The sequence below is a fragment of the Rhizobium sp. M1 genome (genome assembly GCF_002531805.1).
GTDB lineage: Bacteria > Pseudomonadota > Alphaproteobacteria > Rhizobiales > Rhizobiaceae > Rhizobium > Rhizobium etli_C.
This window is the reverse complement of record NZ_NWSW01000006.1, coordinates 55,164-69,701: the sequence shown is the minus strand read 5'-3', so window position 1 is coordinate 69,701 and position 14,538 is coordinate 55,164. Positions and strand designations below refer to the sequence as shown.

Annotated in this window: 13 protein-coding genes; 2 read left to right on the top strand and 11 right to left on the bottom strand. The window is 61.6% G+C overall.

Annotated elements, in window-relative coordinates; genetic code table 11:
* Positions 1-9: 9 nt before the first annotated feature.
* Positions 10-1,005 (top strand): KpsF/GutQ family sugar-phosphate isomerase, encoded by a 996-nt coding sequence (locus CO655_RS06515; RefSeq protein ID WP_097664154.1) that lies wholly within the window; start codon positions 10-12, stop codon positions 1,003-1,005.
* Between the two features lie 14 nt (positions 1,006-1,019).
* On the opposite strand, the gene CO655_RS06510 is transcribed toward CO655_RS06515, so the two are convergent.
* The 11 genes from CO655_RS06510 to CO655_RS06460 form a co-directional block, all read right to left on the bottom strand.
* Positions 1,020-1,475 carry an NfeD family protein gene (locus CO655_RS06510; protein WP_010033200.1) on the bottom strand — a complete coding sequence of 152 codons (456 nt, stop codon included), beginning with the start codon at positions 1,473-1,475 and terminating at the stop codon, positions 1,020-1,022.
* A gap of 3 nt (positions 1,476-1,478) precedes the next feature.
* The gene (locus tag CO655_RS06505; RefSeq protein WP_097603956.1) at positions 1,479-2,507 is read right to left on the bottom strand and encodes an SPFH domain-containing protein; all 1,029 of its coding nucleotides are present in this window, start codon (positions 2,505-2,507) and stop codon (positions 1,479-1,481) included.
* 162 nt (positions 2,508-2,669) lie between these two features.
* Positions 2,670-3,704 carry a ferrochelatase gene (hemH, locus tag CO655_RS06500; RefSeq protein WP_010033190.1) on the bottom strand — a complete coding sequence of 345 codons (1,035 nt, stop codon included), beginning with the start codon at positions 3,702-3,704 and terminating at the stop codon, positions 2,670-2,672.
* A 123-nt stretch (positions 3,705-3,827) separates the two neighbouring features.
* Positions 3,828-5,804: a 5'-nucleotidase C-terminal domain-containing protein gene (locus CO655_RS06495; RefSeq protein WP_097664153.1), complete on the bottom strand. Its 1,977-nt coding sequence runs from the start codon at positions 5,802-5,804 to the stop codon at positions 3,828-3,830.
* A 166-nt stretch (positions 5,805-5,970) separates the two neighbouring features.
* Positions 5,971-6,291: a hypothetical protein gene (locus CO655_RS06490; protein ID WP_097664152.1), complete on the bottom strand. Its 321-nt coding sequence runs from the start codon at positions 6,289-6,291 to the stop codon at positions 5,971-5,973.
* A gap of 28 nt (positions 6,292-6,319) precedes the next feature.
* Positions 6,320-6,694, bottom strand: a complete 375-nt coding sequence (locus CO655_RS06485) for a hypothetical protein (protein WP_097664151.1) — start codon at positions 6,692-6,694, stop codon at positions 6,320-6,322.
* A 170-nt stretch (positions 6,695-6,864) separates the two neighbouring features.
* Positions 6,865-8,316: a homospermidine synthase gene (locus CO655_RS06480; protein WP_097603960.1), complete on the bottom strand. Its 1,452-nt coding sequence runs from the start codon at positions 8,314-8,316 to the stop codon at positions 6,865-6,867.
* 190 nt (positions 8,317-8,506) lie between these two features.
* Entirely contained in the window at positions 8,507-8,791 is a 285-nt protein-coding gene (locus CO655_RS06475) for a YciI family protein (protein ID WP_097664149.1), read from the bottom strand.
* A 2-nt stretch (positions 8,792-8,793) separates the two neighbouring features.
* Positions 8,794-9,423: an aminotransferase class IV family protein gene (locus tag CO655_RS06470; protein WP_097664244.1), complete on the bottom strand. Its 630-nt coding sequence runs from the start codon at positions 9,421-9,423 to the stop codon at positions 8,794-8,796.
* Complete coding sequence (locus CO655_RS06465) at positions 9,420-10,607, bottom strand: aminodeoxychorismate synthase component I (RefSeq protein ID WP_097603962.1); 1,188 nt, start codon at positions 10,605-10,607, stop codon at positions 9,420-9,422. The genes CO655_RS06470 and CO655_RS06465 overlap by 4 nt, the downstream gene beginning before the upstream one ends.
* A gap of 188 nt (positions 10,608-10,795) precedes the next feature.
* A complete protein-coding gene (locus tag CO655_RS06460) occupies positions 10,796-12,649 on the bottom strand; it encodes a M3 family oligoendopeptidase (RefSeq protein ID WP_097603963.1) in 1,854 nt (617 codons plus the stop codon).
* 207 nt (positions 12,650-12,856) lie between these two features.
* Here CO655_RS06460 and CO655_RS06455 point away from each other — a divergent pair, with 207 nt between their 5' ends.
* Positions 12,857-14,407 carry a sigma-54 dependent transcriptional regulator gene (locus CO655_RS06455; protein ID WP_097664148.1) on the top strand — a complete coding sequence of 517 codons (1,551 nt, stop codon included), beginning with the start codon at positions 12,857-12,859 and terminating at the stop codon, positions 14,405-14,407.
* Positions 14,408-14,538: the final 131 nt, after the last annotated feature.

Below are 14,538 nucleotides of genomic sequence, written 5' to 3'. Positions count from 1 at the left end.
CGCATCTGCATGAACAAAAGAGCGGTTAAACTCGTTGAAAACAGCGTGCTCGAATCGGCAAAACGCACGATAGAGACCGAAAAACGCGGTCTTGAAGCGCTCGAACGGGCTTTCGACAATGGATTGGCTGTTCCCTTCTCACGGGCAGTCGAGACCATCGGCAACATCTCCGGGCGCGTCATTGTGACCGGCGTCGGCAAGAGCGGTCATATCGGCGTGAAGATTGCCGCGACTCTTGCTTCAACGGGAACACCTGCATTCTTCGTGCATGCGGCCGAAGCCAATCACGGTGATCTTGGCATGATTGGCCAAAGCGATGTCATTATCGCCATTTCCTGGAGCGGACAGGCACAGGAACTCAAGGCGATTCTCTCCTATTCGAGGCGCTTTTCCATTCCGCTGATCGCCATCACTTATGATGAAGAATCCAGCCTTGGCTTAGCCGCCGATATCGTACTCAAGCTGCCAAAGGAAATAGAGGCCTGCCCACATGGTTTGGCGCCTACGACGTCGGCAATCATGCAGCTTGCGATTGGCGATGCGCTCGCAGTGGCGCTTCTGGAGGCGCGCGGCTTTAGCGCCACGGATTTCCACGTCTTCCATCCCGGCGGCAAGCTCGGCGCCAGCCTGACACATGTCGCCGACATCATGCATACCGGCGAGCGGTTGCCGCTCGTTGCCAAGGGCACGCCAATGCCGGAAGCGATCACCGTGCTGTCGCGCAAGCATTTCGGCTGCGTCGGCGTGCTCGACGAGGAGGGACGGCTCTGCGGCATCGTCACCGAAGGCGATATGGCGCGCAACCTGACCCGCAATCTCGCCGAGCTTGCCGTCGACGACATCATGACGAAGACGCCGAAGACGGTGAAGCCGACGATTCTGGCGACCGCTGCTCTCGCGCTGCTCAATCAGCACAGCATCGGCGCGCTGATCGTCGTCGACGATGACAGCCGCCCGGTCGGGCTGGTGCATTTCCATGACCTGCTGCGAATCGGCGTCGCCTGATCAGCATTGTTTGATTAGATGGGTTCGACCGTGAGGTCGCGGCCGTTGCTCGCCACGACCTTGACCTGCGTCCCTACCGGCAGATCGGGCCCCATCACCTGCCACAGCGTATCATCGAGACGGATGCGGCCGCGGCCTTCACGGATCGGCTCGTGCAGCGTCGCGGTACGGCCGACGAGGCTCGCGCCGCGCTGATTGAGGAAGGGCTCGTCGGTGGCGGCATTGCGCAGCATCAGCCGACGGCCGGCAAAGGTCGTGGCAACGGCGAGCAAGGCAAAAAGGATCGCCTGCAGCTCCCAGACCCAGAACGCGCTGTCCCAGAACAGCAGCGACAGCGCACCGACGATCAAGGCGGCGAGGCCGATCCACACCAGGAAGAAGCCGGGCACGATCATTTCCGCGGCGAGCAGAACCAGGCCAACAACCCACCAGCTCCACGGACCGAGTTCGGCGATGATCTTCGCCAGCATGGCTCAGCGCTCCGAATCGGGGTTGAAAGGGTTGGGGGTCGGCGGATTGATCGGCGGCGTCGAGCGGACCGGCGCGGGGCGCGGACGCGGCGGCGCAGGCGGCGGATTGCCGGGGTCGCCGAAGACCTCGCGGGCAATGGCGCCGATACCGCCGAGGGAGCTGAGGATAGACGAGGCTTCCATCGGCATCAGCACGATCTTGGAGTTGGGCGCCGAGCCGACGGAGGCGAGCGCCTCGGTGTATTTCTGCGCGACGAAATAGTTGATCGCCTGGACGTCGCCGGCGGCAATCGCCTCGGAGACCATCCGCGTCGCCTTGGCTTCGGCCTCGGCCAGGCGCTCGCGGGCTTCGGCGTTGCGGAAGGCGGCTTCGCGCTGGCCCTCGGCCTGCAGGATGGCGGATTGCTTGGCGCCCTCGGCTCTCAGAATCTGCGCGTTGCGCGAGCCTTCGGCTTCCAGCACCTGGGCGCGCTTCTCGCGCTCGGCCTTCATCTGGCGGGCCATGGCGTCGACGAGGTCGCGCGGCGGCTGGATATCCTTGATTTCGACGCGGGTGACCTTGATGCCCCAGGGCTGCACGGCCTCGTCGACGACGCGCAGCAGCCGGTCGTTGATCGCATCGCGGTTGGAAAGCAGTTCGTCGAGATCCATCGAGCCCATGACCGAGCGGATGTTGGTCATGGTGAGATTGAGGATGGCGTTTTCGAGGTTGGCAACCTGATAGGCGGACTGAGCCGCGTTCAACACCTGATAAAAGGCGACGGCATCGGCCGAAACCGAGGCGTTATCCTTGGTGATCACCTCCTGGGTCGGCACGTTCAGCACCTGCTCCATCACGTTCAACCGAGCGCCGACGCGCTCGATGAAGGGGGTGATGAGGTTGAGGCCGGGCTCCAGCGTGCGGGTATAACGGCCAAAGCGCTCGATCGTATAGCGGTAGCCCTGCGGCACCGTCTTGATCCCGGCGAAGAGGACCAGGATGACGAAGATGACCAGCACGATCACGACGATATCGAAACCGCCCAACAGCATGAAAAAACCCTCCCATCGGCGCATGCGCCCACACACTGATGTGGGGTTAGCATGTTCTTTGCGAGGAAGAAATGCCACACGGATGCCACACTTCCACCTTCACGTGAAAAGCAGCTTTCCTCTCGCCAAGATCCGTGGGCTGCCGCCGGTTATCCCTTTTTCTCAGGCCCAGCCCTGCAATTCGCGGCGGACGACCTTTTCCAGCACCTTCATGCCGTCTTCACTGTCGTTGAGGCAGGGAATATGCGCGAACTTCTCGCCGCCATTCTCGTGGAAGGAATGGGCGGCCTGCTCGGCGATTTCTTCGAGCGTTTCCAGACAGTCGGAAACGAAGCCGGGATTGATGACGGCGATGCGCTTGAGGCCGTCGCTGGCGAGTTTCTCCACCGTCTTGTCGGTATAGGGCTGCAGCCATTCCTCCGGCCCGAAGCGGGACTGGAAGGTCACCATGAAGTTTTCCTGGGTGAGGCCCAGGCGCTCGCGCAGCAGCCGTCCGGTCTTCTGGCACTGACAGTAATAGGGATCACCCTGCTTGAAATAGGACATCGGAATGCCGTGGAACGAGGCGATCAGCATCTCCGGCTTCCAGTCGAGTGTCGAAAGATGCCGTTCGACGGATTGGGCGAGCGCCTCGATATAGGTCTCGTCGTCGTGATAATCGGGCACGGTACGCAGCGCCGGCTGCCAGCGCATCGAGAGCAGTTTCTGGAAGGCCTTGTCGTTGACGGTGGCAGTCGTCGCAGCCGCATATTGCGGATAAAGCGGGAAGAGCACGATACGGTCGCAGCCCTCCTGCTTCAGCGCGTCGATGCGCGAGGCGATCGACGGCGTGCCATAGCGCATCGCCCAGTCGACCTTGACGTTATCGAGATCCTTCAGCCGCCCGGCCATCAGTTCCGACTGATTGCGCGTATAGGTACGGAGAAAACTTTCGTTCCTCTCCTTGTTCCAGATCAGCTCGTAGGCCTTGCCGACCTTCTGCGGGCGCCTGTTGAGCACGATGCCGAACAGGATCGGATACCACTTCCAGCGCGACCATTCGATGACGCGGCGATCGGTCAGGAACTCCCTGAGATAGCGGCGCATCGAGATGTAGTCGGTTCCGTCGGGCGTGCCGAGATTGACCAGCAGGACGCCGATCTTGCCTGACTTGACGGCCGGATGATCCGCCGGACGGAGTGAAATATCTGCTGTCATTCTGGCCCCAACACTCGTTGTCTCGTTGGCTCATACGCAGCCGTGAGATCATGGTTCACCCTATAGAAAGAAAAGCCGGCCCGGGAAACCCCGGGCCGGCCGATGGCGTCGAGACAAATCGTCTTACTTGGCGGGAACCTGGATCTCCTTGCCGACCATCAGGTGACGCGGGTCCGGCTTGCCGTTGGCTTCCGAAAGCTTCCGCCACAGCGTGCCGTCGCCATAGAAGGTCTCGGCGAGATCCCAGAAGGTGTCGCCCGCGGCGATCACATGGGTCGAGGGCGTCGTTGCCGCAGGCGCGGAGGCTGCCGGCGCCGGCGTCGGTTCCGGGGCGGGCGCGGGTGCGGCCGGTGCGGCCGGAGCAGGCTCGGTGGCCGGAGCGGGTGCTGCCGGCGCTGCTGGAGCAGGGGCGGGCTCGGCGGTTGGTGCCGGCGTTGCCGGAGCCGCAGGGGCGGGGGCAGGTTGGGTGGTTGGTGCCGGCGCCTGCGCCACCGTCGCGCCGATTTCCGTCACGCGGCCATCGGTATAGGGCTTGTAAGGCGAATGCGCAGCCAGATACTCGGCGGTTACGTCGGCGAGATCCGGGCCGTAATCATAGGCATTCTTGCCTTCCTTGAAGATCGAATAGCCGTCGCCGCCGGCCCGCATGAAGTTGTTGGTGGCGAGCTTGTAGGTCTTGGCCTGGTCGATCGGAGCGAAACTGTCGCCCTCCTTCACCTGGACATCGCGGACGCGGCTGCCGACAGGCTTGGACTGGTCGAACGAGAATTTCAGGCCGGCGACCTGCGGAAAGCGGCCGGCGCCCTGATCGATCTGGCTGACGCCGTTTTCGAGCGCCTTGACGACGTCTGCGCCGGTGGCCTCGAAAGTGGCGAGCGTGTTCTGGAAGGGCAGCACGGTGATGACCTCGCCCTGGGTGACATCGCCGCCGTCGATCGACGCGCGCAGGCCGCCGCCGTTCTGAACGGCGATGGTGACGCCCTGGTTCTTCGTGCGGTCAAGCATGGCGTCGGCCACCAGATTGCCCATCGAGCATTCCTTGACGCGGCAGACTTTGCGATCGCCCTCGATCGGAGCTTCGGAGGCGCCGATCACCTTCTTGCGCAATTCCTCGATCGGCTTTGCGAGTTCGGCGACGCGGGTGACGACGGCCGGATCGGGCGTGAAGGACGAGTCGATCAAGATCGGGTCGCCCTTGGCATCCTTGACGACGCCGCTATCGTCGAAATTGACGACGATATCACCGAGATATTTGCTGTAGGAGGCCGCCTGGACGACCGGCACCTTGTAGCCGCCGGGATTGTCGACCATCGTCGGATATGGGCCTTCAGCCTTCGGATCGGTGTTGGACAGCAGGCTGTGGGAATGGCCGCCGACGACGACATCGACATCCGGAATCTTGGCGATTAAAGCGAGGTCGCGGGGATAACCGACATGGGTGAGCGCAATGATCTTGTTGACGCCCTGGCCCTTTAGCTCCTGAACCGCTGAAGTGATGGACTGGACGTCATCGGCGATGGTGACGTTCGGGCCGGGAGAGGACAATTCGGGCGTATCATTGGTGACGGCGCCGACGATGCCGATCTTCTGGCCGCCGACATCGAGCACCAGCGACGGCTTGACGCGGTCGCCGAGCTTGGAGGCAGCCGTCGCCTTGACGTTCGCCGTCACGACGGGGAATTGCACCTTGTCGAGGAAGGTCGCGAGACCATCCTCGCTGTCGTCGAATTCATGGTTGCCGACGGTCATGGCGTCGAACTTCATCAGGTTCAGGAATTCCGCTTCGGCCGCGCCCTTGTAGGTGGTGTAGAAGAGCGAGCCCTGGAAATTGTCGCCGGCATTCAGCAGAAGGACATTCTTGCCCGATAGCGCCTGGCGGCGCTGGTCGATCGCTGTCTTCAGGCGGGCAGCACCGCCGAAGCATTCCTTCTTGCCCTCCTCCTCGGCCGAGCAGGTGGAATCGAACTTGTTGATCGATTCGATGCGGGAATGGAAATCGTTGATATGAAGAATATTGAGTTCGTAATCCGCAAAGGCGGCGCCCGCGCTCAGCGCCAGCATGGACGCGGTCAAAAGACCGAAGCTGAAAGACTTCGTCATCCCTGTTCTCCTGATTGAGGCGAAAGATCCCCCTCGCCGATCCCTTCCATAGTCCGCCGGGGCGGTACCCAGCATGCCGATGTTCCATGACACGGCATATGACTGCAAGGGAAAGCTGGGCCAGACGGCATTCTTTCCAAGAGGGGCGGGACAAAAAAGCCGACTGCTACCCCCGGCATTCGCCGCCGGCGTCGTTTCGGTGCAGTTCGTGCACAGCCTCGGCAATATTCGGAACCGCAGAGAGCGCTATGATCAGGCAGAGAGGGGAAAGGAGGCGACGAAAGCGTCGCCCGGCGCGATAGACCAGGATCGCGCCGACGCCATAGATCAGCACGACCGGCAGGGCGAAGATCAACACATGCAGCGGTCCGTCGCAATCGGGAGCATCGATGCCCTGGGCGCGATAGACGTTGGCCGGCAAAACGACGGCCAACGCGGCAAGCGGCATTGCGAGCAGCAGGATAAGGTAACCGGCGACGGCCCGCATGGTGTGCTTTCGGCCTATCGCCTCACTTTCAGCCGCGGCGGGAAAGGGTGAACTGGGACCCTGCTGCGGTCGTGCAATTAAGCTGGCTTGGTCCAATGAGGGCGCAATTGACGAGAGAGCTTGTTTTTTTCACATTCGAATAAAGGTTAATCTGAATAATTTGATCAGATCCGACCGTATAAGTTCCCGATGCCATCTGTGTGTTTGTTCCGTCGCTTGTGCGAGTTACAAACTGCCCACCTGTGAAGGTGGAGGTTAAGCCATTGGCATCCGTCCATTCGCCTTCAACAGAATTCGTAACGGGTGGGGCGACTGCCACCGCCCTCTGTCGCGGCTCCGATGAAACGCAGGCGGCAAGAGCGGCCGCGGCACCGACAAGAACGAGACCAGTTCTGATTTTCATAAGGCTTCTCCCGGCGATTCGGCGTGGCGGTCACCCGCCAAGTTCGGGCAAAACATGGCGTGCGCCCGCCATGATGGCAAGGCTTGGCGCGGCGGGGGCGCCATTTATACAGCCAGCGTTACAAAAATGCCCGCCTTGCGGCGGGCATCATCGAGCGTGTGCGAGCACTCTCAGCGAACGAGAATGTTGCGGAACTGCCACGGATCCTTGGTGTCGATGTCCTCTGGGAAGAGACCCGGACGGCCGTCGAGCGGGGTCCAGTCGGTGTAATGACCTTCGACCGGGCCGAGATAGGGCATCTGCACTTCGAGGCAGCGCTTGTAGTCGATCTCGTCGGCTTCGACGATGCCAGCCGTCGGGTGTTCCAGCGCCCAGACCATGCCGGCGAGAACGGCTGATGTGACCTGCAGGCCGGTGGCGTTCTGGTAGGGCGCGATGCGGCGGGTTTCTTCGAGCGACAGTCGTGAGCCATACCAGTAGGCGTTCTTCTCATGGCCGTAGAGCAGGACGCCGAGTTCGTCGATGCCGTCCTCCAATTCGTCCTCGTCGAGAACGTGATGGACCGGCTGCGACGTACCACCATTGCCGAACATCTCGTGCAGGGAGAGCACGGCGTCATTGGCCGGATGGTAGGCGTAGTGGCAGGTCGGGCGGAAGGTCACTTCGCCGTCCTTGTCGCGGACCGTGAAATAATCGGCGATCGAGATCGACTCGTTATGGGTGACGAGGAAGCCATATTGCGGACCGGGCGTCGGGCACCAGGTGCGCACGCGGGTGTTGGCGCCCGGCTGCTCCAGGTAGATCGCCGCCTTGTTGCCCTTCTTGTGCTTCTTGGCGTTCTTCGGCATCCATTCTTCATGCGTGCCCCAGCCGAGTTCGGCCGGCTGCATGCCTTCGGAGATGAAGCCTTCGACGGACCAGGTATTCCAGAAGACGTTGAGCGGCTTCGGATGCTTGGTGCGCTGGGTGTCGCGCTCGGCAATGTGGATGCCCTTGACGCCGAGCTTCTTCATCAGCTTGGCCCAGCCTTCGCGATCGTGCTGGTCCGGCTCCTCGAACTTGACGCCGATGTCATTGGCGAGGTTGACCAGCGCCTGCTTGACGAACCAGGAGACCATGCCGGGATTGGCGCCGCAGGTGGAGACGGCGGTGGCGCCGCCCGGGTTCTTCGCCTTTTCCTTGCGCACGGTTTCGCGCAGCGCATAGTTGGTGCGGTCGGCGTTGCTCATGCTCTTGTCGAAATAGAAGCCGAGCCAGGGCTCGACGACCGTATCGATATAGAGAACGTCGAGCTTGCGGCAGAGCTTGATGATGTCGAGCGAGGAGGTGTCGACCGAGAGGTTGACGCAGAAGCCCTGGCCTTCGCCTTCCGTCAGGAGCGGTTTCAGCAGCTCCTTGTAATTGTCCTTGGTGACAAATTCCTTGATGTGGCGGACGCCGTGCTTCTTCAGAATCTCCATGTCGGAGGGTTCTTCACGCGGGTCGATGACGACCATCCGGCTCTTGTCGAATTTGAAGTGGCGCTCGATCAGCGGCAGGGTGCCGCGGCCGATGGAGCCAAAGCCGATCATCACGATCGGACCGGTAATTTCGGCATATACCGGATGGTTCTTTTCCGTCATTCTTTTCTCCTGTGGAAGGGGACGAAGGCGATCAGCCTGAAGAATTCTTTTGAAATTGCCGCAGAAATTGCGAGGTGACCGGCTCTAATCACAAAACGGCGTCACAATAAAGAGCGTTGAGGGGGAAAGGTCAAATATCGGGCGGCGGGCCGGCAAGGGGCGACGGGAACATCCGCTCCGCTCCGTAAAATCAGCGTTTCAGGATTTCCAACCCTTCGGCCGTCGTCGTCACGGCGAGCTCGGTAATGTCGTATGCGGCAACGCCATGGATGGTGAAGGGATCGGCGGCGACATAGGCCTCGATAGCGGCGCGGTCGCCGATGGCGAGGACTACGCCGCCGGTGCGCGGTATCTTGCGGCCGGAGGCGAGGAACCAGCCCTTGGCATAACCCTCTTTCACCCAGGCCATGTGCGGCTCCATGTACCTGTCGGCTTCGCCATTGGGCTTGAGGTAGGTGAGGGAGAGAATGAACATGGTCAGCTCCTGACAAGATTGGCGCGGATCAGGCCGCGCAGCGAGTTGCCGATATAAAGCGTGCCGGCATCGAGATCGGCAAGTGTGAGGCGGCCGACACGCGCCTTGCGCGCGCAAATGAGCTCGGTGCGCAGCACGCCCGCAAGCAGGCCGCAGGAGATCGGCGGAGTGCGCAGTGTGCCGGTCCCGTCATCCAGGAAGACGGAAGTGATGGTGCCCTCGCAGACCTCGCCGCGCTCGTTCAGCAGGATGACTTCATCGGCCTCATCGGACTTATATTCGGCGCGCGCCGTCTCGTAGACGGCGCGGCGGGTGGTCTTGTGGCGCAGCAGCCTGTCGGAGGAATCGAGGCGGGTCTCGGCGATGCGCACCGTCCAGGCCGTCTCCGGCGCCAGCGGCACGAAAGCCGCGCTCGTTACCTCGATGCGGCCCTGCGCGTCGAAGGTCAGGCGGATGCGCAGCGGACCGGCAGCGCCTGCAACGGCGCCCTCGAGCTTGGCGGCCGCCTCGATCGGCTGTGGGAAGCCGAGGCGACGGGCGGAGCGGGAAAGCCGGGCGAGATGCAGCCGCAGGCGGATGAAGCCGTCGCCGGGCTGCCAGCGCAGCGTCTCGATCAGCGAAAAGTCGGTCATCGCGCGATCCATTGGTCGCCGACGGCGAAGCGGGCCTTGAGCAGGCACTCCTCGTATTCGGCCTCGGCGGTCGAATCGAAGACGATGCCGCCGCCGACATTGAAGACGGCCCTGCCGCGCTCAAAAAGCGTGATGGTGCGGATCGCGACGGAGAAACGCATGGCGCCGCTGGGCGAGATCATGCCGATCGCGCCGCAATAGGCATCGCGGGGAGCATCTTCGAGCGCGTGGAGGATTTCCATCGCCCGCATCTTCGGCGCCCCGGTGATCGAGCCGCAGGGAAAAAGGGCGGTGAAGATGTCGCGGATCGAAAGGCCGGGGCGCAGCCTCGCCTGCACATGGCTGACCATCTGGTGGACGGTCGGATAGGTCTCGACATCGAAGAGCTTCGGGACATCGAGCGTGCCGACCTCGGTGATGCGGGAGATGTCGTTGCGCAGCAGATCGACGATCATGCGGTTTTCGGCCTGCGTCTTGATATCGTTGCGCATGGCCTCGATGATTTCGGCATCCTCGGCGGCGGTGGCGCCGCGTTTGGCCGTGCCTTTCATCGGATGGGTCTCGATCCAGCCTTGCTCATCGGTACGGAAGAACAGTTCGGGCGAGCGCGACAGGATGACGGGGCCGCCGAGATCGACCAGCGCGCCATATTTGACCGGCTGGCGTTCGATCAGCGACCAGAAGGCGGCGCGAGGATCGCCATTCCAGCGGACCTCGACCGGCATGGTGAGGTTCGCCTGGTAGGCGTCGCCGAGCCTGAGATGCTCGTGAAGCCGGTCGAAGCGCTCTTTATATATAGGGAAATCCCAGGCGGCTTTCGGTTCGGTGAGGAATTCCTCGTTTTCGAGACGCTGTTTGGGCTGGGCAAGCGGATGTGTGTCCGGTTGCGGCGCGTCGAAGACGCCGAAACAGAGGAGCGGCGTCTTGCGATTTTCGCCGACGAAGGAAGCAAGTTTTTCCTCGAAGAGATACCCGGCCTCGTAGGCCATGTAACCGGCAAGCCATTTGCCTTCGGCCTTTGCTTCTTCCATGCGGGTGAGGCCGCTGAAGAATTCGGCGGGCGTTCGCGCGGCGATGATCTCTACAGGTTCGGCGAACAGCATCACCTGGCCTGATGTGTCGTCGCGGAAGAGAATATAGGGTTGATCGGCCACGCAACGCTTTCGGTTTGTTTTGCTCCCCATTGCTCAGATGCGATCGGGAGCCTCAAATATTTTCTCTCTTCTCCCCTCGGGGAGAAGATGCCCGAAGGGCAGATGAGGGGGTGGAGCGAAGCGACGTCCTCAGCGTCTGCGAAGGAGAGGTCCTGCCGTGTCGCCCCCTCATCCGCCTGCCGGCACCTTCTCCCCGAGGGGAGAAGGGACTCGCTCTCTTACGCCCTATCCAAAGCCTCCAACTCATCGATCAGCCCTTCGATCATCGACAGGCCCTGGCTCCAGAACGACGGATCGGTGGCGTCGAGGCCGAAAGGCTTCAGCAATTCGGAATGGTGCTTGGTGCCGCCGGCCTTCAGCAGTTCGAAATACTTCTCCTGGAAACCCTTCTCGGCCTTCCGGTAGACGGCATAGAGCGAATTCACCAGGCAATCGCCGAAAGCATAGGCGTAGACATAGAAGGGCGAGTGGATGAAGTGGGGGATATAGGCCCAATAGGTCTCGTAGCCCTCGGAAATGCTGATCGCCGGCCCGAGGCTTTCGGACTGGACGGAGAGCCAGAGTTCGCCGATGTCGTCGGCGGTGAGTTCACCTGATTTGCGGGCGGTGTGCAGCTGGCGTTCGAACTCGTAGAAGGCGATCTGGCGCACGACCGTGTTGATCATGTCCTCGACCTTCTGGGCGAGCATCGCTTTGCGCTCGCGTTTGTCGGTGGTCTTTTCGAGAAGCGTGCGAAAGGTCAGCATCTCGCCGAAGACGGAGGCGGTTTCGGCGAGCGTCAGCGGCGTCTGGCACATCAGCGCCCCTTGCGCGCCGGCCAGAACCTGGTGCACACCGTGGCCGAGTTCGTGGGCAAGCGTCATCACGTCGCGCGGCTTGCCCATATAGTTGACGAGCACATAGGGATGGGCAGAGGGAACCGTCGGATGGGCAAAGGCGCCGGGCGCCTTGCCGGGGCGAACCGGGGCATCGATCCATTGTTCGTCGAAGAAGCGCCTGGCGATATCGGCCATCTCGGGGGCGAAATTGCCATAGGCCGACAGCACCGTGTCCTTTGCCTCCGACCAGGAGATTACGGCGCTGGAGGTTTCCGGAAGCGGCGCGTTGCGGTCCCAGAAGTTCATCTGCTCCATGCCGAGCCATTTCGCCTTCATCTTATAATAGCGGTGCGAAAGGCGGGGATAGGCTTCCCGGACGGCGGCAGCGAGCGCATCGACGACCTCGCGCTCGACACGGTTTGCAAGGTGCCTGGAGTCGGCAATGTCCTCGAAGCCGCGCCAACGGTCGGAGATATCCTTGTCCTTGGCAAGCGTGTTGGTGATCAGCGTGAAGATGCGGATATTGGCCTTGAAGGTTTCGGCGAGCGCCATGGCGGCCTTGCGGCGCACGTCCGGATCCTTCTCCTGCAACATGTTCAAGGCCACTTCGAGCGGCACCTTCTCGCCATCGATCTCGTAGCGGAGTTCCGCCATGGTTTCGTCGAACAGGCGATTGAAGGCGGAGGCCGATGTCATCGACTTTTCGAGGAAGAGCTGCTCCAGCCTGTCGTCGAGCTGATAGGGCTTGTCTTTCCTGAGGTCGATGAGCCAGGGGCGATAATGGCCGGCATCGGGGTCGTTGGCGATGCAGGCGTCGATGACCGCGTCGTCGATGCGGTTCAGTTCCAGCGCGAAGAACAGGAGATGGCCCGAGAATTCGGTGATCTTGGCCTGCACGTCGCCGTAGAGCTTGCCGTTGGTCGGGTTTGTCGTGTCGGAGAAATAGGTCAGGCCGGCAAAGGAGCCGAGGCGGCCCATGATGTCGTCAAGCGCCTCATATTCCTTCAGCGCCGCGCCGATGCCCTCGGTGCCGGTTTTCGTCGCGGCGTCGGCGAGTTTGCCCTTCCACCTTTCCTCGAAGGCGATCGCGGCCTTGCCGGCCTTTTCCATGTCGGCGACGAAGGCGGTTGACGTGGCGGAGGGATAGAGATCCTGCAGCTTCCAGACCGGCAGATCGCCGAGCGCCGGATCGGCGGGCCCAGCCGGCGCTGCAGGCGACAAGCGAAGGCTGGCGTGCGGGAGCTTGATTTTCATGGACGCAATTCCTCTCCACTTTAAAACAGGTCTGTTTGAATAAGCGTGAGAAGGCCCCGCATCAAGGGCCTTTCGCCCCATCAAAGGCCTCGCTTCGGCACGAAAATCGGTCGTTGCAATCGTTAAAATGCAATTATTTCTCAAAACTGGATGTTCAAGCCTTTCTGCCAGAGTGCCCTCCATGGTTTCGCATGAAGTGAGGCGACAATGACCGGTTACAATGAGCTCAAGGGAGCAGGGCAAATCCTCGTGGTCGAAGACGACCCGGTGCAGCGCCGCCTGCTCAAGAACGCAATCGAGCGTCACGGCCATGTCGTGCACCAGGCGGAAAACGGCCGGATCGGCCTGGAAATGGTCAAGCGCGACAGCGGCCTTTTCAACGTCATCGTGCTCGACCTGATGATGCCCGAGATGACCGGTCTCGAATTCCTCGACGCGCTTCATGAATTCGGCACGCAGATCCCCGTGATCGTGCAGACAGGCCAGGGCGGCATCGAAACCGTCGTGCAGGCGATGCGCGCCGGCGCCTTCGATTTCGTCGTCAAGCCGGTCTCGCCCGAACGCATCGCCACGTCGATCTCGAATGCGATGAAGCTCGACCAGCGTGAGGTGAAGGCACGGGCCGGACGCCGGTCGCGCTCAGGCTCCGTCGGTTTCGACGACATCGTTTCGGCCAGCCCGGCAATGCTCCGCGTCATCGATCTTGCCCAGCGGGCGGCGCAATCCAACATTCCCGTCGTGCTCGAAGGCGAATCCGGTGTCGGCAAGGAGCTGGTGGCGCGCGCCATCCAGTCCGGCGGCGAACGCTCGAACAAGCCGTTCGTCACCGTCAATTGCGGGGCGATCCCGCACAATCTCGTCGAGAGCATCCTCTTCGGCCATGAAAAGGGCGCTTTCACCGGCGCGACCGAACGTCACATCGGCAAGTTCATGGAAGCCGACGGCGGCACCATCTTCCTCGACGAAATCGGCGACCTGCCGCTCGAAGTGCAGGTGAAGCTGCTGCGCGCCGTGCAGCAGGGCGAGATCGAGACCGTCGGTGCGCGCACCGCCCACAAGGTCAATGTCCGACTGATCTCGGCGACCAACAAGGATCTGATCGAGGAGGTCAAGAACGGCCATTTCCGCGAAGATCTCTACTATCGCCTCAACGTCTTCCCGATCACCATTCCGGCGCTGCGCAAACGCAAGGAAGATATTCCGCACCTGGTGCGCGTCTTTGCCGACCGTTTCTCCAGCGAGCAGAAGAACGGCCGCCGAATGACGGTGAATTCGGGCGCGCTGGCGCTTTTGACCGCCTATGACTGGCCGGGCAATATCCGCCAGCTCGAAAACGCGATCTTCCGCGCGGTCGTTCTGGCCGAGGGGCCGGAGCTGACCGAGGCGGACTTCCCGCAGATCGCCGCCCAGCTTCCGCAATATGAAGTGGTGGATCACCTGGCGCTCGTGGCCGACAATACCGGCCTCGACCCGGACGAGGCATATAGCGAAGACTACCGGGTTGCGACGCACGGGGAGGTTCACCACCACCACCGCCTGTCCGAGACCTCCGAAAATGCAATCGCCAGCGTCAACCCCTCAGGCGACGTGCGCAAGCTTGCCGATGTCGAGGAGGAACTCATCCGATTCGCGCTTAAATTCTATCGCGGACAGATGAGTCAAGTGGCACGCAAGCTTGGCATCGGGCGGTCCACACTTTATCGCAAGCTCAAAGATTACGGCATAGATCCCGATAATCCCCAGAAAGATGCGGCCTAAGCCCGCATTTGTTAAGACTCGGGCAACCACGATTTGTTACTGTTCATAAACCACTTGTTAGTGGCTCGTTCACTATGTAAAGAAAAGGTTGATCATGTGTGGCATTTTTGCCATCGTGTGACCGCATTTGA

Coding starts and splice junctions, on each gene's coding strand:
- CO655_RS06460 (WP_097603963.1), bottom strand. CDS start 12,649: ATGAAAATCAAGCTCCCGCACGCCAGCCTTCGCTTGTCGCCTGCAGCG.
- CO655_RS06505 (WP_097603956.1), bottom strand. CDS start 2,507: ATGCTGTTGGGCGGTTTCGATATCGTCGTGATCGTGCTGGTCATCTTC.
- CO655_RS06515 (WP_097664154.1), top strand. CDS start 10: ATGAACAAAAGAGCGGTTAAACTCGTTGAAAACAGCGTGCTCGAATCG.
- CO655_RS06490 (WP_097664152.1), bottom strand. CDS start 6,291: ATGCGGGCCGTCGCCGGTTACCTTATCCTGCTGCTCGCAATGCCGCTT.
- CO655_RS06465 (WP_097603962.1), bottom strand. CDS start 10,607: ATGGGGAGCAAAACAAACCGAAAGCGTTGCGTGGCCGATCAACCCTAT.
- CO655_RS06470 (WP_097664244.1), bottom strand. CDS start 9,423: ATGACCGACTTTTCGCTGATCGAGACGCTGCGCTGGCAGCCCGGCGAC.
- CO655_RS06510 (WP_010033200.1), bottom strand. CDS start 1,475: ATGCTGGCGAAGATCATCGCCGAACTCGGTCCGTGGAGCTGGTGGGTT.
- CO655_RS06485 (WP_097664151.1), bottom strand. CDS start 6,694: ATGAAAATCAGAACTGGTCTCGTTCTTGTCGGTGCCGCGGCCGCTCTT.
- CO655_RS06455 (WP_097664148.1), top strand. CDS start 12,857: ATGACCGGTTACAATGAGCTCAAGGGAGCAGGGCAAATCCTCGTGGTC.
- hemH (WP_010033190.1), bottom strand. CDS start 3,704: ATGACAGCAGATATTTCACTCCGTCCGGCGGATCATCCGGCCGTCAAG.
- CO655_RS06480 (WP_097603960.1), bottom strand. CDS start 8,316: ATGACGGAAAAGAACCATCCGGTATATGCCGAAATTACCGGTCCGATC.
- CO655_RS06495 (WP_097664153.1), bottom strand. CDS start 5,804: ATGACGAAGTCTTTCAGCTTCGGTCTTTTGACCGCGTCCATGCTGGCG.
- CO655_RS06475 (WP_097664149.1), bottom strand. CDS start 8,791: ATGTTCATTCTCTCCCTCACCTACCTCAAGCCCAATGGCGAAGCCGAC.